A 20,431-nucleotide genomic window follows, 5' to 3' on the forward strand; every position below is an offset into this window, starting at 1 on the left:
CTTTGTTTGCTCCCGCGCTTGCGATAAAAAAAGAGCAAACTATGACAATCGCACCACCCATCTGTATTACACAACGTGTTTCAAAAGTTACTTCACAAGCGACTTCACGCAAGTCATCAGCTCATTCGTTATCAGGTGTTCAAAGCCGCTTGATTCCGCTGACGATGGTCTTGGCAATTGCTCAGGCTTTTACGATCTCTGCTGCCCACGCGCAGAGCGCAGATAAAGCGCTGCCAGAAGTCGTCATTCGCGCTAATAAAACGGATAGCAATAAAAATGATGTGGCAAAAATCGGCGGCTTTGCCGATGCAAAATTATCAGATACGCCAGCATCGATTACCGTCTTCACTCAACAACAATTACAAGATTTAAGCATCCGTACCAGTAGCGATGCGATGAAATTTGATGCCAGTGTCAACGACGCTTATAACGCGGTTGGCTACTCTGAACAATTTTCTATCCGTGGTTTTGCGCTGGATAACACCAGCAGTTACCGCAAAGATGGATTAGCCATACCAGGCGATGCATCTATCCCTTTGGAAAATAAAGAGCGCATAGAAATACTCAAAGGATTAGCCGGATTTCAGGCAGGCTTTGCTACCCCCGGCGGTATCGTGAACTATGTCACAAAGCGCCCAACCACTACGCCATTACGTTCAGTGACGGTCGCCGCCAGTGAGCGCGGCACGCTATACGGTTCGCTAGATTTAGGCGGTCAATCCGATGATCAGCAATTTGGTTATCGCATTAATGCTGCGACAGAAAAATTACGCTCCTATGTAAAAGGTGCAGATGGAGACAGACAATTTATCTCCGGTGCTTTTGACTGGCACATCACACCAAAAGCATTATTGCAGCTGGATATGGATTATCAGAAAAAATCCCAGTTAACTGTCCCAGGATTTCAACTATTTAATGGAACAGATCTGCCTCGCAATGTCAGCGCAGACACAATGCTGAACAATCAACCATGGGCAAAGCCGGTCAGTACCCGTGATAGCAATATCGGCTTACGGTTCGAATATCAATTCAATGACGACTGGCGCGCCTCGTTCTCAGCCAACCGTCATGAATTCAAACGCGATGATTACACCGCATTCCCTTACGGCTGTTCGTCCGCAAACTTATTCCCAGGTTATTGCGCGAATGGTGACTACGATGTCTATGACTATCAAAGCGTAGGAGAATCAAAATCGCCAGTGGCAACGCAGGGAATTTTAAATGGCAAATTCCGGTTAGGCGGTTTGCAAAACACAGTCGCAGTGGGATTTTCGACCTTCCAGCGCCGTGATCGCTTTGGTGACTATGTCTACGATTTAGTGGGCACTAGCAATGTGTTTCAACCTATCGTCGTACCGCAATCGACCAACACAACCGGCCCGGTTCTGTTGCGCAGAACGGATAAAGAATGGTCCCTGTTTGCGCAGGATATTATTGATCTGACCGATACCGTCAAATTGGATATCGGTATACGTCACGTAGCGATCAAGCGTCAGCAAATCGATGCGCCGGGTTACGATCGTAACTACGAATTGCCAAGCGTTGCGCTACTTTTTAAACCACAAAAATCCTGGACGCTGTACGGATCGTACACAGAAGGTTTAGAGCATGGCGGCATCGCCCCGTTCGGTACCAACAACGTCAACCAGATGCTTAATCCGAGTAAATCTAAGCAAGTTGAATTTGGTCTTAAAGCAGATGTGGCACAAGATATTAGTATCACTGCCGCCGTCTTCCACATCACTAAATCGCTGGAATATACCAACTCGGATAATGTCTACGTCAGTAACGGCCACGCAATCCATAATGGACTGGAAGTATCCGCCCAAGGTCGTATCACTCCAGCCTTGATGTTAGGTGCCAGCGTCACTGCATTGGCGGCGCACCAATACGATACCGGCATTGCAGGATTAGATGATAAGCGTGTCACCAATGTACCAGAGTTAAAATCTGTGGTGTATGCAGACTATGCGATTGCCAGCATACCTGGACTCAACATCAACGGCAGTTGGGATTATTCTGGTAACAAGGTGTTTCAACCGGATAACAGCGTCATCGTTCCAGGCTATCAAGTCTTTAATCTGGGTGCACGTTATGTCACCAAAGTGGCTACTGTCGTGACGACTTTACGGTTCAATGTCGACAACGTCGGCGATAAATTTTACTGGCGTGACGTGACGCAATCCTTAGGTGGCTACTTACTGCCAGGCGCACCAAGAACGTATAAAGTATCTGCACAATTTGATTTTTAAAATTTGATTTTAAATACAGCATACAAGCTGTTTAAAATAAAAAAGAGCGGCTCATTTTTAAATGAGTCGCTCTTTTTTCAACCGATATTTTCCATTTAGATTTGAATTGATGACGGATACACTTTTCAACTATCAACTCATCAGGAATGACAACGCGAAACTGACTTGTTCTACCCGTTCTTTCAAACTCCCGCCTACCAGCAAGAACGGCATTTCCCGCTCATCCAATAAGTCCAGCAATTCTTCATGCACTCGCTGCCTTACTGCCGCTGATTCGCGCTGCAAGCCATCGGCAGTCCACGGAAAATCCGGTGCAGTCACTATCGTAAAATCATATTGATGCTGCGCTTCTAAAGCGGCCAGATCAGCGTCAGCTTCACCAAAATAATGGCGACTATATAAGGCGGTCATCAGCGGCGAGGTATCGCAAAATAACCACTGATAGGCTTGTTGAGCGAGTTTATTCTCGCGCTCGACCTGAGTACGAGCGATCAGAATTTGTTCTGCTTCTTTCGGCACGCGTTGCTGCGTCTCGACAAACTCGCGTAAATATTCTGGAACCCATACCGTTTTGTAATGCGCCGCCAATGCCTCAGCAAGCGCTGATTTACCCGAAGACTCGGCGCCTAATATCGCAACTCGATTGATTGAATTTTTGTCCGTCTGACTCGTCATTATTTTTTACTCCAAGCGCGTAAGCCAGCGACCGCCATCACTACAAAAATAGAATACAAAATCGCAGTCAACATCAACCCCTTATGCACGTAAAGGCCGACATACAAAATATCGACGATGATCCAGACGTGCCAGTTTTCGCGTTTTTTACGCGATAACAACAATTGTCCCAATAGACTACCCGCCGTCAAAAAGCCATCGGCATACGGCACATCGGTATCAGTAAATGATTTTAAAAACCACGCTAATACACCGAAGCCGATCAGCCACGCCAAGATCGACCACATACGCTGCATTGACGATAGCCCAGATACGACCAAAGTCGTCGACGTATCGCCTGCCGAACTACCGCGTAACCATAGCCACCACCCCCACAAAGACACAAGAATAAATACCAGCTGCAAACCCATATCGCCATACAATTTAGCGTCAAAAAAGACCAGGCCATATAATCCAGAAGCCAGAATAGAAAACAACCATGCCCAATGAATTTGCTTGATATTCAATGCAACAGTCAGCACCGACAACACAAAGGAAATCAACTCCAATGCGGTGGTACTAAAACCCAATAACGGGATAGGGTCGTTCATGTTCATAGGGACATTTCTCAAAAGGCGAATTGCGTCATTGCACAGCATTATCTATGATCGTAGCGGTGACATAAAGCACTAATCCAGATAGCCTGGAAATTGACGGAACAAATCAAATCAAATTTATTCGACAAGCCAGGTATTTTCGCAACAAGCTAATGCAGCAAAAAACCGATAAGGAAAAGTAATGACAAATATCCTCTCGCCCGAAGCCGTAGTACAGCAACAATTAGATGCCTATAACGCCCGCGACCTGGATGCCTGGGTAGCAACCTATGCAGATGACGGCAAACAGTTTGAACATCCTGCGACCTTGGTCGCTAATGGCAAAGCAGAAATCAAAGCGCGCGCCACCATCCGATTTCAAGAACCTAATCTGCACGCTAAACTGCTAAACCGCACGGTGATGGAAAATATAGTGATCGACCATGAAGAAGTGACACGTACTTTTCCAGAGGGCACAGGCACGATCAGGCTGGTCGCTATTTATGAAGTAAAGAACGGGAAAATCCAATCTGGCTCGTTTGTGTTTGGCGAGAAACGACTGGATGTAACTGGGTCTTAAATAGACTTAGCGGACTGGGGTCAGCAAAATAAATGTGCGAAAAAGGCAGTGTGATTTTCGCATTTTCAATACATGCAGGGTACGTTTAACGCACCGCAACAGCGACAAAACCCAAGTATGCTCACCTCAGAATACTTGCACTTATGCATATACTCCCCATATTAATGATTGAAATTGCGCTCTGAATCAAGTAATACATGGACATCTAATATATACCCATTAGGAGTATTTTTTCAATGTGGTGCGTGGAATGCACCCTACGCTGACTAAATGGCAAGACATCCTATCGAAATATCTTGCCTGCGCTAAGTTATTAAAATATGTAGCCCATATCAATCTCACATCTTCATTTCCAACAAAGCACGCACTGCTACCGTTGTCGGTGTCGTCGTAGTTTGTGTCAAAGAACCAAAGGTGTCTGCGTAACTTGAAGCATTAATATTGTCTTGATGTAGCGCATTTGCTAGCGAGACGCGCAGATTGGTTTTTGGATTAAATTTCCATAATCCGTATAAATCTAAACCGCGCTTTGGTACTGAGTAGCTGGTTTTGTTGGCAGACAAACGTACTGGGCCGCCGTCTTGAAAACTTAGATTGCCGCCGATGGTCAACGGTATTTTATCCAGCTTGTAATCTAAGCCGACGTTGGCGCTGATCGGTGTTTGCGAATCGAGACGATTGTTTGGACCGGGCACTGTTTCCAGATTAGACCAGTTAAACGATAGGTTGGAACGAAAGTCGATTGCAGGCGCGTCCTTCATCACTGAACGTAATGGGAACTTGGCTTCCATCTCAATGCCACGGGTAGTGGCTTGCCCATCATTGATAGGCATATTGGTCCAGATACCGTTGACGTTAGATAGTTGGGTGCGGGTGATGTCGTCAATTCTGCGCATAAATACACTCACACTCATCAAGCCACCGTCGGTCAGATAATGCTCAAACGCAGCATCCAGTCCCCACGCCAATTCTGGTTTTAGATTAGGGTTGCCGATGCTGTCAGGACTGGTTGGACTATTGTTTTCTGAAATATAACGGCGCGGAATCAGACTGCTGGTATCCTGCGCTTTGTAAGTGCGTGTCAGACCAAGGCGTACCTGGTCATTTTTGCTGTCAGGCAGTTTCCATAATGTTTGCAGAATCGGGCTAAAAACGCTGGAACGATTATTGACTTCGGCATAGGTGTTGCCCGTGCTCTTGGTATCGATCCCTTCCCAGCGCAGGCCTGCATAGACTGACCAGCGTTTGGTGACATTCCACTCATCTTGCGCAAATACGGCGATGCGGTTAACGCTGGCATCAAACACTTCATTCAAGTTAAGTGGCGTCACTCCATTGGTAGTGATGTCATGTATCGTCCGAGCTTCGTTTCGCTTGCTATAGGCGCCATCCCAACCAATAGCTAAGGCATGATCAGTCATAAAAGGCGCGGTATATTTACCGCCCCAAGTCAAACCTTTGTCGCTTGCGCTAGTTTGATTTTTTCTATCTAGTATTTCTGACTGATTGATGTCATAGCCTTGCGTGTTCACATCCGAACTACGCTTGTTATAGTTAAAGCCAAGCTTAAAATCCAGCTTGGCGCTATCCGCCATTTTGTGTATCCAGTTCAGATTGGTTCTAAGCATCGCGAACTCAGATTGGATCTGAGTTCGATCACTGACGTAATTCGGCAAAACGCCCAAACTCGTTACCGAACTGTCGGTGCTATTTCCAGAAAAACGGTTAGCGTTGACGAAACTTTGTGTCGTCACGGTATCGCCATTCTCCAGATTAAAATTAACCCGTGGTGACAAGCCTATACCGTTGTAGGTACCCGAATTGTCGCTATACGTGCGACGCCGTAAATTGATATTTCCGCTCGCGTCTGTACCAAGTTCATCCATCCAGGATGGCCTGTCATATTGGCCGTGATTGAACGATCCTGAAATCGAGTACGACATTTTTCCCGCTTTGTCCGACACTTGCCAGTTGGCGTTGACACCGTACTTACCCCCATCTTCCTGCCCGCCTATTTTGAGTTCACTCTGTGCAGTTTGTACGCTGCGCTTCAATACGATATTGATCGCACCAGCAATGGCTTGCGTGCTGTACTCGGCAGTGGCGGCACGGATTATTTCTATCCGTTCGATCAGGTCAGGTGAGATTGAATCTAAAGAAAATCCCGGCGGGCTAGGTTCACCATTCAGCAAAATTTGGGTGTAGCCAGAACCCAGACCACGCATGCGTATCTCGCCTCCACGTCCCTGCACACCACCGATCGTAATACCGGGCAGACGCTTCAGCACATCAGCCACGGTTGAATCACCGTAGCGAATAATGTCCTCCTGTGTGACCACGATTTTGGTTGCAGTATCCTGGCGACGCTCGTCGTAACCTTTGGCACCGCTGACTTCGACTTTTTGGATTTGTTCTTTGCCGGGGGTGGTTGGTACGACTGCTGGCGCAGGTGATACCGATGGCGGACTTGACGGCTTTTGCGGGTCAGCTTGTAGCGGAGCTGATTGCAGCGGCGTTAATTGCTGCGCTTGAGCGCCAGAATTATAGGCAAGCAAAATCGCGAAAGGAAGTAAGGCGAGGCGGAACGGCAGCAGATTAAAGGACATAGTGATTAGTAGTGAATGTAATTTTTGATAGGGCTGATTTAAGCTGGTAATGCGTTCTCTGTCGAAGCAAGTTCAACCAATAATGGGCAACGAGCACAAAATCAGATACCTGCTAAAAGAGACAAAATGAAGTCTCAATCAAGCGGCTGGACTATATCAGCCAAATATAACAAGAAAATTTCATCTTAAAACTTGTAAGCGAATATAACTGCGATATGACCGCACCAGGCCAATGAAGTTCCAATCGATATGGATAGCTTTTCTTAGTTTTGGCTAAGGCGTGTTGGTAACGCTTGCAAAGCCGCCAACAACGGCACGCAAGCATCAGCGACGCGGTCGATGCTTTGTTCGCGCAATGCGGCCAGATCGACCGTGACTTCGGTCTTTAATCCTGCCCACGCAAGTAATGCAGCGCAAGCTTCTGGGTGATCGAATAAGCCGTGCAGATAAGAACCCAGAATCTGATCATCTGGTGAGCGGCTGCCCTCTAATTCTGCGCTGTCGTTATCTAATACGAACACCGGCTGGGTATCATTGCTGGCGTAGGTGATGCCCATATGGATTTCATAACCGCTGACTTTGGCTGCCTGGTTTTCAATCGAATTTCCATTCTGGTTACCAAACAAGCAGCGACCAGTAACTTGTTGCAGACGTTTGTCTTTGGTCAGTTCGGTGCTGATATCGAGCAGGCCTAAACCGTCAGAATCCCCAGCGATGCCTTCTACCCCATGCGGATCGCTGACGACATGACCTAACATTTGATAACCGCCGCAAATGCCGATAATTTTGCCGCCATAGCGCAAGTGTTTTTCCAACACAGGCTGCCAGCCTTGCTCTAGCAAAAAAGCCAGATCAGCGCGGGTATTTTTACTGCCTGGCAGAATAATCAGATCGGCAGGCGGGATCGCCATGCCGGGGCCGATAAATTGCAAATCAACCTCGGGATGCGCGCGCAGTGCATCAAAATCGGTATGGTTAGAAATACGCGGTATCGCCGGTACGATAATGCGGAATTTGCCTGCACCTTGCTGGCTAGACTGGATCGCATCTTCTGCATCCAGCATTAGTCCGTGCAAATACGGCAGCACTGCCAGCACAGGCTTGCCGGTTTTTTCTTCCAGCCATGTCAAGCCCGGTTCCAACAGACTGATATCGCCGCGAAAACGATTAATCACAAAGCCAACGATACGGTTTTGCTCTGACTCTGACAAACAGGCCAGCGTGCCGAGGAAGTGGGCAAACACGCCGCCACGATCAATGTCAGCCACCAAAATCACAGGACAGTCAACTGCTTCAGCAAACCCCATATTGGCGATGTCACGCGCACGTAAATTGATTTCCGCCGGACTGCCTGCGCCTTCCACAATGATGCTGTCGTATTGCTGTTGCAGCCGGCCATAGGATTGCAGCACGGCTTGCATGGCGATAGTTTTATACTGATCGTAATCACGTGCATTCATGTCGGCGCGTACTTTGCCGTGGATGATAATTTGTGCTCCGGTATCGGAAGACGGCTTGAGCAAAACAGGGTTCATGTCTGTGTGTGCCGGCAAGCCCGCGGCGATCGCTTGCAATGCCTGCGCCCGACCGATCTCGCCACCGTCAATTGTCACAGCACTATTTAAGGCCATGTTCTGCGGCTTCATCGGTACGACTGCTACACCTTGTCTTTTCAGCAGACGACATAAGGCGGCGACTACGGTGCTTTTACCCGCGTCCGAGGTGGTGCCTTGCACCATTAAGGTGGTGATTTTCATAGAATGTGTTATGAGAGATAATAATATACTGGGATTAGTATATATTAGACGTCCAATCATTCACTGGTCAATGAGCGTAAAACTTAAAATATATCGGGGAGTATATTGATTTTTTATATGCTTTAGGCTTGTCTGTATAGTTTATTGCCCTTCATTTTGAGAAAGTATTTAACGTCATGAACAAAACAAATCAGCTTGATCAGCACGCAAGCGCGTACACGATCAGCAATCTGATCCCTTCGATTGAGGTCTATCAAGCCTTGCGATCAGGTGCAGGATTAAGCGGAAAAACGACCGAGGCCGCCAGCAGAGGTTTGCCGAATAGCTTATTTGCGGTTCAAATTATGTTTAACGATCAAGCGGTTGGCATGGGACGTGTCATTGGTGATGGCGGTTGTTTTTATCAGATAGTTGATATCGCCGTGCTGCCCTCGCATCAAGGCAAAGGTTTAGGTAAGCGCATCATGCAGGGGATTGTCGCCTATTTAGAAATGAACGCGCCTGACAGTGCTTACATCAGCTTAATTGCTGACGGCAAAGCACAAGAGTTGTATGCGCAATTTGGCTTTGTACAGACCGCACCGCGTTCTGTGGGTATGGCGTTGAAGCGAACTAAAAAAGAAGCTTAGTGAATTTAAATGAAATGAAGAAGTTTAAGTGCGTCGGTGTAAATCATCCGTGATGGGATCTACCTTTGTGACTGGCTCTACATCGTTGACGATATCTTCTTCTTTCGCCGTATCAATGTCGATGATAGATCCGGTGACGCTATCTTTGACATGGTAAGCAGCAATTGCCGCAGCTAATGCGGGATTGTTTTGCGGTAGTAGCGCTGGATTTTGAAACAACAGATTTAATTGCGATTGAGTAGTCAAGGGCGTGGCATTCACATCCTCAGTCAAAGCAGTATTGGTCGTGCTTGCTAACGGTGCTTGCTGCAGCAAAACTACTGGATTAGTAACAGAACTACTGCTCGCCGAGGTTAGATTCGCAGGGTTAGCAGTAGCCGAATTTGGCGGAACGGTAAGCGACTCAATATCTGCATTAAACTGCAATTGAAGTTGTGATTGTGATTGTGAGGGATTTAAAGTTGGGTTCAAAGTTTGATTTGTCGCTAAACCAGCCTGCTCTGCTGGTGAAGTAAGCTGAGTCGAGATAATCGCAGAGGATGTTTCCAGCAAGGCGGCGCTTAATGCAGCGTCTGCCAAACTACTCAGCGACTGAGCATCCAAGCCTGTATTCAGGCTAAGGCTAGAAAGATTTTGCGTGTTTGTATTGGCATTTAAATTGATACTTGTATTAGTGTCGACTTGAGTCGCACTGACTCCAGCAGCAAAAGTACCGGGATCGCCAGCAGCAGTTGCTGTAGCCGCAGTTAATGCGCTAGCCAGAGATTGTGCCGTCTGGGCGACTAAATCCGATGTCACCGCAGGATTGGCGTTGTATGCAGTTTGTAGCGTGTCTGGATTGATGGTCAGTGATTCATTGGTGTTGGAGGTCGTGGTGGCAGAAAAATTTACTCCGATCTGTGCCAAATCCGACAGAGCATTTCCACCGTTGATAATTGCAATTGGTGTGGTGCTGGGCGCTATGTTTAGGGTTGCATTTATTGCTGTATTTGTTGCTGTATTTGTTGCTGTATTTGTTGCTGTATTTGTTGCTGCATTTGCTAGTACATCTAAGGCAGCATTTAGCCCGGCATCTGGCGCAGTGATTTGCAAATTGTTGAAGCTATCCACAAAATTCTGGGTACCAGCGAGTAAATCAGTAAAACTAGGATTGCCTGGCACATCTGCTAATTGCTGCAAAGTTGATGCTGCTGCCAGTAATTGTGCAGGTGGAGAAATGTCCACAATAACGGCAGCGTCAGCCTGCGACACTCCATTAGTCGTCGGGGTAATGACAGTTTGAGTGCTACTAATAGCATCAGGCGAGGTTACTGGATTCACCTCGCTTACATTCGCAACACTTACGGGCGTGCTGTCTATAGGCTGAATCGCTATTGGCAACGCAACAACTGGCGTCGTCGCTAAAACCGCTATTGGATTAATGATATTGGTGTCCATATCTGAATCATGCGCTAAGCATACGGCCTGCTCTGTACGCTAACTCACACATACGCGTTTTTGGTAGTTAACAATGTACAAGCTTAGATTTCTGCTTGCTTAGCAAAATCTTTAGTCAAACCTTTGGGTAAATTCTCAGCCGAATCATGAGCGTAATTTTGCGCAACTCGCAACTCGCAACTCGCAACTCTCAATTTTTATGGATCAAATTTCTTGCCAGCGAGAGATTAACGCATGCAACTGTGGCAAGCCATACAAAATCGCGGATGGTCCCGGTGACAAGATATCGGCCGATTTTATCTCGGCTACTAAATCATTTTGTACCGCTGGAATCTGCTGCCAGCCATCGCGCTCTGTCACACTTTCTGGTCTGAATTTTTTACCGCACCACGATCCGATGATGATATCAGGCGCGCGTCGCACCACCTCGCTGGGGTCAGCAACGATGCGTTGTTTGGCGCTGTGATATTGCGCTAACTCAGCAAAAATATCTTCGCCACCAGCGATCTGAATCAGTTCTGAAACCCAGCCTATACCGGACATTAAAGGCTCATTCCATTCTTCAAAATACACTTTGGGCCGGCGCGTCCAGTGCGCGGCTTGCTGTTGAATATGCGCTAGCTGTGTTTGCAAATCAGCGATCAATTCTGCACCTTGCTGTTGCTTACCAACCAAGCTGGCAAGTGCCGCAATCATGCGCAAAATCCCAGCAACCGTATGTTGATTAAAGACGTGTACCTCAATCCCGGCAGCAATCAGATCCCGACAAATATCCGCCTGCATATTGGAATACGCAATCACCAGATCTGGCTGCACGGCTAGAATACGATCTATTTTGGCAGAAGAGAATCCGCTAATTTTTGGCTTCTCTTGTCTGGCTCTGGCAGGACGGGTGGTATAGCCAGAAATCCCAACGATCAACTCTTCTGCGCCAAGTGCGTATAAGGTTTCTACCGCCTCGGTGGATAAACAGGCGATACGTTGGTAGGGCGATTTAGTCATAGTCATCACGGTCATGGTGTGGAGGATGACTTGACTGGGGCTGTCTTAATGTCAGCTTTATCGTCAATCTTGTTGTCAAGCTTAGTACCGCGTCGATTGCGTGCCTGATCTAATGCTGCACATACCGCTTTGGCACCCTCAATAATTCTTGGTCCGGCACGGTTTAATAAATCGCCATCCACCACGATCAGATTATTGTTTTTGACTGCCAGTAAGTTCTTGATATCCTTCCATTGCTCCAGTCCGCTAGTGGCTTGTAGTTTGCTGTCACCCGTCAAAATCACCTCGGGGTTTTCTTGTATCACTGACTCTAATCCCACCACTGGGGCAGCAGCAGATAGGTGTCCAAAAATATTCTCGCCACCACAAATCCTGATCGCATCACTGACGATATTCTTGTCATTGAGAGTGTAGATAGGTTTACTCCAGACCTGGTAAAACGTTCTGACTTTCGGTTTATTCTGGTAGCGGGCAATAAGCTGGTTGAGTTGCTGGCTAAACTCCGCTGCCGCTATTTGAGCCTGTTTTTCCGTACCAAATAAGGTCCCCAACTTGAGCAAGGTAGCGGGAACATCTTCCAGCTTATGCGGATCACTAAAATAATACGGTATGCCTGATTTACGTAACGGCTCTAACTGACGCTCAAATGCACCATGCATCCAGACCACGAGTAAATCGGGCTTCATCGCAATGATGCGCTCGATATCGAGTTGACGATTATCGCCAACTCGCGGGATGGCTTTTGCCGCTTCAGGATAGTCGCTGTATTTAACGGTGCCGATCAGATGATCACCTGCACCGGCAGCAAACACTAACTCGGTCACATGCGGCGACAAACTGATGATTTTTTGCGCCGGACGCGCCAGAGTAATCGTCGTCCCCAGATCGTCCGTCACACTAATTGCGGCTCGCGCGATGGGCGTTGCCAGTATGGATATCAATGCGCCGCATAAGCATGCGGCAATCGACAGAGAAGACAGAGTAGTGTTTTTTTTCACGGAATGGTCAGGATATAAATAAAATAGACGAATTGGCGGCATCACTAATCTGATGTAAGCATGCCAACCCGCATTCTATGCTGTCCCGCCACTCCGAGGTTATTTGGCTGTTAAATTAGCGCGATAGAATACGCTATTGGAGAAGATGCTGAACAAGCTGCTGAACAAGCTGTTAGGTCATTTTTTGCAAGTCCAGATATCTAGACTTCGTGTCCTCATCTTCCCTTACTTTATGCGACTACTTTATGACACCGCTACCAAGCGACTCAGGGTAGCCGTATCAGCCATCAAACTCACACTATCCGATTGATGCACGATACGTCCACGCTCCAACACCATCGCATTTTGTGTCATTGATAAAGCCAGTTTGGCGTGTTGCTCTACCACGATGACTGCCATGCCTTCTTCGCTGATCAGCTTGCGGATCACTTGTGCCAGATCTTGCACGATGATCGGCGCTAATCCCTCCATCGGCTCATCCAGCAATAACAGGCTGGGATTCGTCATCAGCGCACGGGCAATGGCGACCATTTGCTGCTCGCCGCCAGAGAGTTGATTGCCCATATTGCTACGGCGCTCTTCCAACCGCGGAAAGATGTCGTAAATTTTTTTAATATTCCATGGCCCCGGACGAGCAACAACACTTAAGTGCTCTTCTACCGTCAAGGACGGAAACATATACCGCTCTTGCGGCACCCAGCCCAGACCTGCATTAGCACGCTTATGCGTCGCCATAGGATTGATATCGTTGCCGCGCCACCGTATGCTGCCGCCGTGTCGTTGTGTGATCCCCATCAGGCTGACAAGCAAGGTGGTTTTACCTGCACCATTACGCCCAAGCAGTGCCAGGCTATCGCCTTGTTTCAGGCTGAAAGAAATATCTTCCAGCACGACTGACTCGCCATAACCAGCGGTGAGTTTATCTACGGTGAGTAAGTCAGTCATGCGCTTCTCCCAGATAGACTTCTTTTACCCGTGGATCAGAGGCGATTTCAGTTGGTGTGCCTTCAACTAATACTTTACCGCCGACTAAGACAGTAATCCGTTCTGCAAATTGAAATACCAGACCCATATCGTGCTCAATAAAAAGTATCGTCACCTCGCGCGGCAAACCAGCGATTACTTCAAATAGCTCTGCACTTTCTGCGGAAGGGATGCCAGCTGCCGGCTCATCCAGTAACAATACTTTGGGTTGGGTGGCCAGTGCTAAAGCGATCTCGACTAAACGTTGTTTCCCGTAGGGCAAACTGCCCGTCAATCGCTGCGCCTCTTGCTCCAGTTTAAGCGAACTGAGTAACGCCATCGCCTCTTCTATCGCCAAGGTTTGTTGCGAAACGGTTTTATACCAGACCCGACTATTCCCCTGACGCTCGCAAATTACCAGGACGACGGATTCCAGCACGGTCAATCCCGCAAACAAAGTATTGATCTGAAAAGTCCGTGTCATACCGCGTTTGACGCGCTGATGTTGCGGCAAGCTAGTGATATCTTGTCCGTCTAAAAATACTTGTCCACCAGAGGGCGCGATACTCCCCGTGAGCAAATTGATGAAGGTTGTTTTGCCAGCGCCATTCGGACCAATTAAGGCGTGCCTGCTACCTTTAGTAAATGATAGCGAAATATCGGTGTTTGCTTTAAAAGTACCCCAGGCCTTGGACAAGCCTTGGGTACGCAATGCAATCTGATTACTTTCTGGCTTAATATTAGACTTTGGATCAGGCATAGCATCAGCGCTGTTGCGATCAACCATCAAATGAGTAGCGCTCATAAGCTCTCTCCTTTTGATTTGGCTGATCTCAATTTTGACATCAGATAATCCCGCATTTTATAGAGCCCGCCGAGCAATCCACCACGCGCAAACAGAACAATAAATATCAGCAATAATCCTATCCAGAATTGCCAATAAGCCGGATTTTGTGCAGAGATAAAATCTTGCGCCAGCATGTACACCGCTGCACCGATCAAGCCGCCATACAAGCGCCCTGTCCCGCCCAATACCAGCAAAATTAAAATCTCTGCCGAGCGCGGAAAACCCAAACTATCCAGTCCGACAAACTGCGTCGTCTGCGCCAGCAAGGCGCCAGCAACACCGGCGACAGCTGCGCTAATGGTGAAAATAGTGATCAGTTGACGTTGCACATTGGCACCGATTGCAGGCATACGCTTGCCACCTTCCCGGATACCACGCAAGCTCAGACCAAACGGAGAATTCACCAGCCGACGCAAAATCACAAATAAAATAAACAGGATAATCAAGCTATACCAGTACGCCGTATTTCCATACAAATCAAATTCAAAACCAAACACCTTGCCGACCATCATGCCGGACAAACCATCCACACCGCCGGTAATAAAGGCCATTTTATTCGCCGCCTCGAACAGCATCAGACCAATGCCCAGCGTGACCATTAAGCGCGTTAAATCCTGACCGCGCACAACCAAAAAGCTCGCACAAAAACCAAACACGGCAGCCACCATGGCGGCAATCAATAAGCCACTTAAAGGTTCGTACCAACCATGCACAGATAACAGTCCTGCAGTGTAAGCACCCAGACCAAAAAAAGCGGCGTGACCGAGCGAGACGATACCCGCATAACCCAGCATCAGATCGAGCGAGACGGCAAACAAACCGACGATCAAAATCTGGCTGCCCAATACCAGATAATTTGGAAAAATGAAAAACGCGGCAACGGGCAAAATCCAAAATACTATTTCCAATTTAGTCCAACGTCCCGTAGGCAAGCTAGCGAGCTTACTGGTTTGATATCGTGGCGTAGTCATGACTTTTTCCCCATCAAACCAGATGGGTACGCAATCAGTAATACGACCATCAAACCGTAAATCACAAATGCGCCAACCGAAGGCACATAGTATTTTCCAGCGACATCAAAAATGCCGAGTATCAATGCGGCAATCAAAGTGCCCTTGATGCTTCCTGCACCACCGACTGCGACTACGAGTAAAAAATACACCATATATTTGATCGGAAAAGTAGGATCTAATCCCAGCAAATCGATCCCTAAACCACCACCCAAACCCGCTAAGCCAGAGCCCAGTGCAAAGGTCAGCGAAAATACCCGACTGACATGAATCCCCAAACCCGCCGACGCCAGACTGTTATCTACCGAGGCGCGGATTTGTGCACCGAAGCGAGTACGCTCTATCAAATATGCCAAGGCTGACGTAACCACAATCACGACCGCTATCAAAAATACACGGTAGGCGCCGACATCCAATCCCATCAAATTGATTTGCCCGCGCAGCCACTCTGGCAACAGCACAGGCTGCTGCGTCGGCCCCCAGATATAGGTCGCACCAGCCACTGCCACGAACGTTAATCCAATCGAAAACAAGACCTGATCCAGATGACTGGATTTATATAGACGACGGTACAAAACTCGCTCCAGCACTAATCCGGCAAGAGCACTGAGAAAAAAAGCAATCGGCAGCGATAATAAAAAAGGCAGTCCGAGACGGTTCATCACGACCACGCAGACATAGCCGCCCAGCATCGCAAACGCCCCATGTGCGAGATTGATAAAGTTCATCAATCCCATCGTCACAGACAAACCAACGCTGATTAAAAATAGCAAAGCGCCGTAGGCGATACCGTCGAATAAAACACCCGCAAGATTGCCTAGCATGGGCACCGCCGTAGTCCGGTGCGCAAATGGGAATGCGTCATTTTGTCTCCTTGAATTTTTTCAATTATTTTTTATGTGCTCGTTCTTACGAATAGCCTAGGCAACTTTACAAATACTGCACTTCAACTCCCCCGCCTTTGCCGCTAAGTGGAGAGGGTGATTGAGATAACTGAACATCCTAAATCACTCACGCCCGGTTGCTCAGTTCCAGCGATTATCCCGCTCACGGAAGCAAGGTTCGATTCAATCAAATCTATATACTACCTATAAGTATTTTTTAATGTCCAATGATTATTTAGACGATACTACTTATTTTTACTCATACTCCCCCTTTTTTTATAATCAGAGGCATAGATCAAACCCGCTCGATAATGATGGCAATACCCTGCCCTACACCAATACACATCGTACAAAGTGCATAGCGACCACGGGTACGATGGAGTTGGTACATGGCAGTAGTGACCAGACGAGCACCACTCATGCCAAGTGGATGACCAAGCGCAATTGCACCGCCGTTGGGGTTGACGCGCGGGTCGTCGTCTTGCAAACCCAGTTGCCGCATCACAGCCAGACCTTGCGCTGCAAAAGCCTCATTGAGTTCAATCACATCCATCTGCGCCAGGGTCAATCCAGTTTGAGCCAGCAGTTTTTCTACCGCGGGAAAAGGTCCTATGCCCATCACACGCGGTGCCACGCCCGCAGTCGCCATCCCGACGATGCGAGCTTTGGGGCTAAGTCCATGGCGTTGTGCAGCATCTGCTGATGCCAGCAGCAAAGCACATGCACCATCATTGACACCCGAAGCATTGCCTGCGGTGACGGTGCCATCGGCACGCACGACGCCTTTGAGTTTGCTGAGCGACTCTATGCTGGTGACGCGCGGATGTTCGTCCTTGCTAATGATGACGGGCTCACCTTTTTTCTGGGCGATTGTTACTGGCGTAATTTCTTCTGCCAACAAGCCATTGGCTTGTGCTGCAGCTGCTTTTACCTGGCTGGCTAGGGCAAATAAATCCTGATCGGCACGGCTGATGTTGTAATCGGTCGCAACGTTTTCTGCAGTCTCTGGCATGGCATCAACGCCGTATTGCGCTTTCATTTGCGGATTGATAAAGCGCCAGCCTATCGTGGTATCAAAGATGGTCGCGCCACGTCCGAAAGCGCTATCCGACTTGCCCATGACAAACGGTGCGCGGGTCATCGATTCCACACCACCGGCGATCACCAGATCAAGTTCGCCCGACTTAATGCCACGCGCTGCAGTGCCCACCGCGTCCATGCCAGAACCGCATAAGCGGTTAATGGTGGCGCCTGGCACCGTCAGCGGCAAACCCGCTAATAATGCAGACATGCGTGCGACGTTGCGGTTATCTTCCCCTGCCTGATTGGCGCAACCAAAGATCACTTCTTGCACGGCAGCCCAATCGACTTGCGGCTGCCGCTGCATGAGTGCGCGTAGCGGGATCGCGCCCAGATCATCAGCACGGACATCTTTTAAATCACCGGCATAACGACCGATTGGTGTACGGATTGCATCGCAGATGTAAGCAGTCATAGTATTCGTCTCTTCGTTTTTTTTAAATTTTGTAGAATTTGTTTAATGCGGATTTTCTCAACTCAAACTCGATTGAAACTCGATTGAAACTCAATTGAAACTACAGCAATGCCAGCGTCAACGTTGCACCCGTTCTGGCTTGCAACGCCTCAAACGATAAACCAGGCACCATCTCCCTAATTAATAATCCTTGCGGACTCACCTCCATTACCGCCAGATCAGTGTAAATTCTGGCCACGCAGGCAATGCCCGTTAGCGGATAAGAACATTCAGCAACGACCTTGCTCTCACCGGTTTTGGTTTGATGCTCCATCATCACAAACACTTGCTTGGCACCGACAGCTAAATCCATCGCACCGCCCACCGCCGGAATCGCATCAGGCGCGCCGGTATGCCAGTTCGCTAAATCCCCTTTTGCTGAAACTTGAAAACCACCGAGGACACAAATATCCAGATGACCACCACGCATCATCCCGAAGGAATCTGCATGATGAAAAAAAGCGCCTCCGTCAAGTAAAGTGACGGGCTGTTTTCCGGCATTGATTAAATCCTCGTCTTCTTCGCCGGCTGGTGGCGTAGGTCCCATGCCGAGCAAACCGTTCTCGCTGTGTAAAATAATTTCGCGCTCTTTGGGTAAATAATTGCTAACCATGGTCGGCAAACCTATTCCCAAATTCACATAAGCGCCTTCAGGAATATCCTGCGCGACACGCGCTGCGATTTGCTGACGTGTCAGCGGCTTAAACGGAGCCTCGCTAGTCCCGGCTGTCGGATTGATGTCGCTACTCATGCGCGTGCTCCAGTATTTACAGCGTCCGTTATTGCAGCTTCCTTAGTTGCAGATTCCGTAGTTTTCCTCACTGCCAGTACCCGCTGAACAAAAATACCCGGCGTGATGATGTGCTCCGGATCAAGCTCGCCCAATGCGACAATCTCATCCACTTGCACCACGGTACATTTGGCGGCAGTCGCCATGATTGGGCCAAAATTACGGCCAGTTTTGCGATACACCAGATTGCCCCAACGATCCGCACGTAAGGCCTTGATCAATGCGAAGTCGGCATGGATGGGACTTTCTAGCACATAGTGTTTGCCATTGATGAGGCGAGTTTCTTTACCCTCTGCCAGCAAGGTGCCGTAACCCGTCGGAGAAAAAAATCCGCCAATACCGGCACCGGCGGCACGGATGCGCTCAGCCAGATTGCCTTGCGGCGTCAGTTCCAGCTCCACTTCACCAGCTCGGTATAAGGCATCAAAGACATAGGAATCTGCTTGACGTGGAAAAGAGCAAATAATTTTGCGTACCCGCTTCGCTTTTAACAGTGCCGCCAGTCCCTGATCGCCGCTACCTGCGTTGTTGCTGACGATGGTCAGGTCGCGTGCACCTTGCTCGATCAAGGCGTCTACCAGAATGGCCGGCAATCCTGCATTACCAAATCCACCGATCATGATCGTCGCGCCGTCGCTGACACCAGCCAGGGCATGCGCGCTCGAATCGACTATTTTGTTAATCAATTACGTCTCCTTCTCTGCGTTTGATCCACGTTGGATCGCCGCTTATGGGAATAATATTTTTTCGTGTGACGACTATATCAACTGCCAGAATCTAAGACTCAGGTCCATGACGATATCTGTAACGATATTTAAGCTAAATCAATAAATTTGACGCCTGACGCATTAGAAATTACAGTAGCGTCAAATAGATTATTGTTCGCCTATCGCACATATGGCTGTTGATAGAACCGTTTTAGTGTAGACAGCGCGCTATGCGACCGTCAACATAGCGTGATTGATTCTGTGCGATCGCCGCACAAAAAGCCCTTAGCCACACTCACTCCGATCGTAGAAAAGCTATGTCATCTCTATCGCAATCTGCCCCGCTACCTCATACCATCAGCATCTCGGATGAGATCGACGAAATGACGGGCGACCCTAATTTTATGTCTTCGCTGGCACGCGGAATTGCGGTACTACGCGCATTTAGCAACCAGCACCGGACGTTGACGATTTCTCAAATCAGCCACAAGACGGGTATTTCGCGTGCGGCAGTCAGACGTTGTTTGTACACATTAAAAATGTTAGGTTATGCCGATGCGGAGGGTAATAATTTTCGGCTGACACCCAAGGCGCTGACGCTGGGATATTCTTATTTATCGTCAACACCTTTAGCCACGTCGGCACAACCTTGCCTGAATCAGATCAGCCGTCAATTCAATGAGTCATGTTCACTTGCGGTCCTTGATAGTAATGAAGTTTTATACGTCTGCCGCTCCGCGACTTCACGCATTATGTCGGTGGCGCTAAACGTCGGCAGCCGCCTGCCCGCCTATTGCACATCCTTGGGTCGGGTGATACTGGCGCATATGCCAGAGGCAGCGCTGGAACAGTATTTTAAAAACGTTACGCTGCGTGCTTTTACCGACAACACGGTGGTATCGCAGAACGGATTGATGGATATTTTTGCGGGTATCCGCGAATCTGGTTATGCGGTGGTGGAAGAAGAACTGGAAGTCGGCTTACGATCAATTGCGGTGCCAGTCAGAGGCGCATCGGGCAACATCACAGCGGCGCTCAACATCAGCGCACAAGCCACTCGCGTCAGCAGCAAGCGCATGCGGGAAGATTTTTTAACAACGCTACAAAGCGGCGCAATAGAATTGTCGGCAATGCTGCCATGACTTTAACGACTAAAATATACTCATAACGAGTATATTTTAGTCG

At 48.3% G+C, this 20,431-nt stretch carries 18 protein-coding genes; 4 read left to right on the forward strand and 14 right to left on the reverse strand.

Translation table 11 applies throughout. The features are described from left to right. Window positions 1–41 precede the first annotated feature (41 nt). Complete coding sequence (locus AAKU64_RS11770) at window positions 42–2,252, forward strand: TonB-dependent siderophore receptor (RefSeq protein ID WP_354362163.1); 2,211 nt, start codon at window positions 42–44, stop codon at window positions 2,250–2,252. A 132-nt stretch (window positions 2,253–2,384) separates the two neighbouring features. Here the strand turns inward: AAKU64_RS11770 and AAKU64_RS11775 are convergent, their stop codons facing one another. Both AAKU64_RS11775 and pnuC read right to left on the reverse strand, forming a co-directional pair. Beyond that, complete coding sequence (locus AAKU64_RS11775) at window positions 2,385–2,927, reverse strand: AAA family ATPase (RefSeq protein ID WP_354362164.1); 543 nt, start codon at window positions 2,925–2,927, stop codon at window positions 2,385–2,387. Continuing rightward, window positions 2,927–3,517, reverse strand: a complete 591-nt coding sequence (gene pnuC / locus AAKU64_RS11780) for a nicotinamide riboside transporter PnuC (protein WP_354362165.1) — start codon at window positions 3,515–3,517, stop codon at window positions 2,927–2,929. The genes AAKU64_RS11775 and pnuC overlap by 1 nt, the downstream gene beginning before the upstream one ends. A 187-nt stretch (window positions 3,518–3,704) precedes the next feature. On the opposite strand from pnuC, the gene AAKU64_RS11785 reads away from it, so the two are divergent. After that, complete coding sequence (locus AAKU64_RS11785) at window positions 3,705–4,082, forward strand: nuclear transport factor 2 family protein (RefSeq protein WP_354362166.1); 378 nt, start codon at window positions 3,705–3,707, stop codon at window positions 4,080–4,082. Between the two features lie 338 nt (window positions 4,083–4,420). On the opposite strand, the gene AAKU64_RS11790 is transcribed toward AAKU64_RS11785, so the two are convergent. Continuing rightward, window positions 4,421–6,688 (reverse strand): TonB-dependent receptor plug domain-containing protein, encoded by a 2,268-nt coding sequence (locus tag AAKU64_RS11790; protein WP_354362167.1) that lies wholly within the window; start codon window positions 6,686–6,688, stop codon window positions 4,421–4,423. 263 nt (window positions 6,689–6,951) lie between these two features. Then, window positions 6,952–8,427 (reverse strand): cobyric acid synthase, encoded by a 1,476-nt coding sequence (locus AAKU64_RS11795; RefSeq protein ID WP_354362177.1) that lies wholly within the window; start codon window positions 8,425–8,427, stop codon window positions 6,952–6,954. Between the two features lie 194 nt (window positions 8,428–8,621). Between AAKU64_RS11795 and AAKU64_RS11800 the strand changes: the two genes are divergently transcribed. Beyond that, window positions 8,622–9,074, forward strand: coding sequence for a GNAT family N-acetyltransferase (locus tag AAKU64_RS11800; RefSeq protein WP_354331517.1), 453 nt, complete (start codon window positions 8,622–8,624; stop codon window positions 9,072–9,074). Between the two features lie 24 nt (window positions 9,075–9,098). On the opposite strand, the gene AAKU64_RS11805 is transcribed toward AAKU64_RS11800, so the two are convergent. The 10 genes from AAKU64_RS11805 to AAKU64_RS11850 all read right to left on the reverse strand — a co-directional run bounded on the left by AAKU64_RS11805 (window position 9,099) and on the right by AAKU64_RS11850 (window position 19,225). Further along, on the reverse strand, window positions 9,099–10,511 hold the full coding sequence (locus AAKU64_RS11805) for a hypothetical protein (protein ID WP_354362168.1): 1,413 nt from the start codon (window positions 10,509–10,511) through the stop codon (window positions 9,099–9,101). A 204-nt stretch (window positions 10,512–10,715) separates the two neighbouring features. Then, complete coding sequence (locus AAKU64_RS11810; RefSeq protein WP_354362169.1) at window positions 10,716–11,528, reverse strand: cobalamin-binding protein; 813 nt, start codon at window positions 11,526–11,528, stop codon at window positions 10,716–10,718. Further along, complete coding sequence (locus AAKU64_RS11815) at window positions 11,525–12,511, reverse strand: cobalamin-binding protein (protein ID WP_354362170.1); 987 nt, start codon at window positions 12,509–12,511, stop codon at window positions 11,525–11,527. Before AAKU64_RS11815 ends, AAKU64_RS11810 begins: the two co-directional genes overlap by 4 nt. Window positions 12,512–12,754: 243 nt before the next feature. Further along, on the reverse strand, window positions 12,755–13,456 hold the full coding sequence (locus AAKU64_RS11820; protein ID WP_354362171.1) for an ABC transporter ATP-binding protein: 702 nt from the start codon (window positions 13,454–13,456) through the stop codon (window positions 12,755–12,757). Continuing rightward, window positions 13,449–14,234, reverse strand: a complete 786-nt coding sequence (locus tag AAKU64_RS11825; RefSeq protein ID WP_354362178.1) for an ABC transporter ATP-binding protein — start codon at window positions 14,232–14,234, stop codon at window positions 13,449–13,451. Before AAKU64_RS11825 ends, AAKU64_RS11820 begins: the two co-directional genes overlap by 8 nt. 41 nt (window positions 14,235–14,275) lie before the next feature. Further along, on the reverse strand, window positions 14,276–15,292 hold the full coding sequence (locus AAKU64_RS11830) for a branched-chain amino acid ABC transporter permease (RefSeq protein ID WP_354362172.1): 1,017 nt from the start codon (window positions 15,290–15,292) through the stop codon (window positions 14,276–14,278). Then, the gene (locus AAKU64_RS11835) at window positions 15,289–16,155 is read right to left on the reverse strand and encodes a branched-chain amino acid ABC transporter permease (protein ID WP_354331504.1); all 867 of its coding nucleotides are present in this window, start codon (window positions 16,153–16,155) and stop codon (window positions 15,289–15,291) included. The genes AAKU64_RS11830 and AAKU64_RS11835 overlap by 4 nt, the downstream gene beginning before the upstream one ends. A 355-nt stretch (window positions 16,156–16,510) precedes the next feature. Further along, complete coding sequence (pcaF, locus tag AAKU64_RS11840) at window positions 16,511–17,710, reverse strand: 3-oxoadipyl-CoA thiolase (protein ID WP_354331502.1); 1,200 nt, start codon at window positions 17,708–17,710, stop codon at window positions 16,511–16,513. A gap of 100 nt (window positions 17,711–17,810) precedes the next feature. Further along, the gene (locus AAKU64_RS11845) at window positions 17,811–18,500 is read right to left on the reverse strand and encodes a 3-oxoacid CoA-transferase subunit B (RefSeq protein WP_354331500.1); all 690 of its coding nucleotides are present in this window, start codon (window positions 18,498–18,500) and stop codon (window positions 17,811–17,813) included. Beyond that, the gene (locus AAKU64_RS11850) at window positions 18,497–19,225 is read right to left on the reverse strand and encodes a 3-oxoacid CoA-transferase subunit A (protein WP_354331498.1); all 729 of its coding nucleotides are present in this window, start codon (window positions 19,223–19,225) and stop codon (window positions 18,497–18,499) included. Before AAKU64_RS11850 ends, AAKU64_RS11845 begins: the two co-directional genes overlap by 4 nt. 338 nt (window positions 19,226–19,563) lie before the next feature. Between AAKU64_RS11850 and AAKU64_RS11855 the strand changes: the two genes are divergently transcribed. Beyond that, window positions 19,564–20,388 carry an IclR family transcriptional regulator domain-containing protein gene (locus AAKU64_RS11855; protein WP_322118113.1) on the forward strand — a complete coding sequence of 275 codons (825 nt, stop codon included), beginning with the start codon at window positions 19,564–19,566 and terminating at the stop codon, window positions 20,386–20,388. The last annotated feature ends 43 nt before the right edge of the window (window positions 20,389–20,431 follow it).

The sequence above is a fragment of the Undibacterium sp. GrIS 1.8 genome (assembly GCF_040544445.1).
In the GTDB taxonomy this organism is placed as follows: Bacteria; Pseudomonadota; Gammaproteobacteria; order Burkholderiales; family Burkholderiaceae_D; genus Undibacterium.

Excerpts from the sequence above, each read along its gene's own strand:
- AAKU64_RS11770 (WP_354362163.1), top strand. The coding sequence starts at position 42 with ATGACAATCGCACCACCCATCTGTATTACACAACGTGTTTCAAAAGTT.
- AAKU64_RS11775 (WP_354362164.1), bottom strand. The coding sequence starts at position 2,927 with ATGACGAGTCAGACGGACAAAAATTCAATCAATCGAGTTGCGATATTA.
- pnuC (WP_354362165.1), bottom strand. The coding sequence starts at position 3,517 with ATGAACGACCCTATCCCGTTATTGGGTTTTAGTACCACCGCATTGGAG.
- AAKU64_RS11785 (WP_354362166.1), top strand. The coding sequence starts at position 3,705 with ATGACAAATATCCTCTCGCCCGAAGCCGTAGTACAGCAACAATTAGAT.
- AAKU64_RS11790 (WP_354362167.1), bottom strand. The coding sequence starts at position 6,688 with ATGTCCTTTAATCTGCTGCCGTTCCGCCTCGCCTTACTTCCTTTCGCG.
- AAKU64_RS11795 (WP_354362177.1), bottom strand. The coding sequence starts at position 8,427 with ATGGTGCAAGGCACCACCTCGGACGCGGGTAAAAGCACCGTAGTCGCC.
- AAKU64_RS11800 (WP_354331517.1), top strand. The coding sequence starts at position 8,622 with ATGAACAAAACAAATCAGCTTGATCAGCACGCAAGCGCGTACACGATC.
- AAKU64_RS11805 (WP_354362168.1), bottom strand. The coding sequence starts at position 10,511 with ATGGACACCAATATCATTAATCCAATAGCGGTTTTAGCGACGACGCCA.
- AAKU64_RS11810 (WP_354362169.1), bottom strand. The coding sequence starts at position 11,528 with ATGACCGTGATGACTATGACTAAATCGCCCTACCAACGTATCGCCTGT.
- AAKU64_RS11820 (WP_354362171.1), bottom strand. The coding sequence starts at position 13,456 with ATGACTGACTTACTCACCGTAGATAAACTCACCGCTGGTTATGGCGAG.
- AAKU64_RS11825 (WP_354362178.1), bottom strand. The coding sequence starts at position 14,234 with ATGCCTGATCCAAAGTCTAATATTAAGCCAGAAAGTAATCAGATTGCA.
- AAKU64_RS11830 (WP_354362172.1), bottom strand. The coding sequence starts at position 15,292 with ATGACTACGCCACGATATCAAACCAGTAAGCTCGCTAGCTTGCCTACG.
- AAKU64_RS11835 (WP_354331504.1), bottom strand. The coding sequence starts at position 16,155 with ATGCTAGGCAATCTTGCGGGTGTTTTATTCGACGGTATCGCCTACGGC.
- pcaF (WP_354331502.1), bottom strand. The coding sequence starts at position 17,710 with ATGACTGCTTACATCTGCGATGCAATCCGTACACCAATCGGTCGTTAT.
- AAKU64_RS11845 (WP_354331500.1), bottom strand. The coding sequence starts at position 18,500 with ATGAGTAGCGACATCAATCCGACAGCCGGGACTAGCGAGGCTCCGTTT.
- AAKU64_RS11855 (WP_322118113.1), top strand. The coding sequence starts at position 19,564 with ATGTCATCTCTATCGCAATCTGCCCCGCTACCTCATACCATCAGCATC.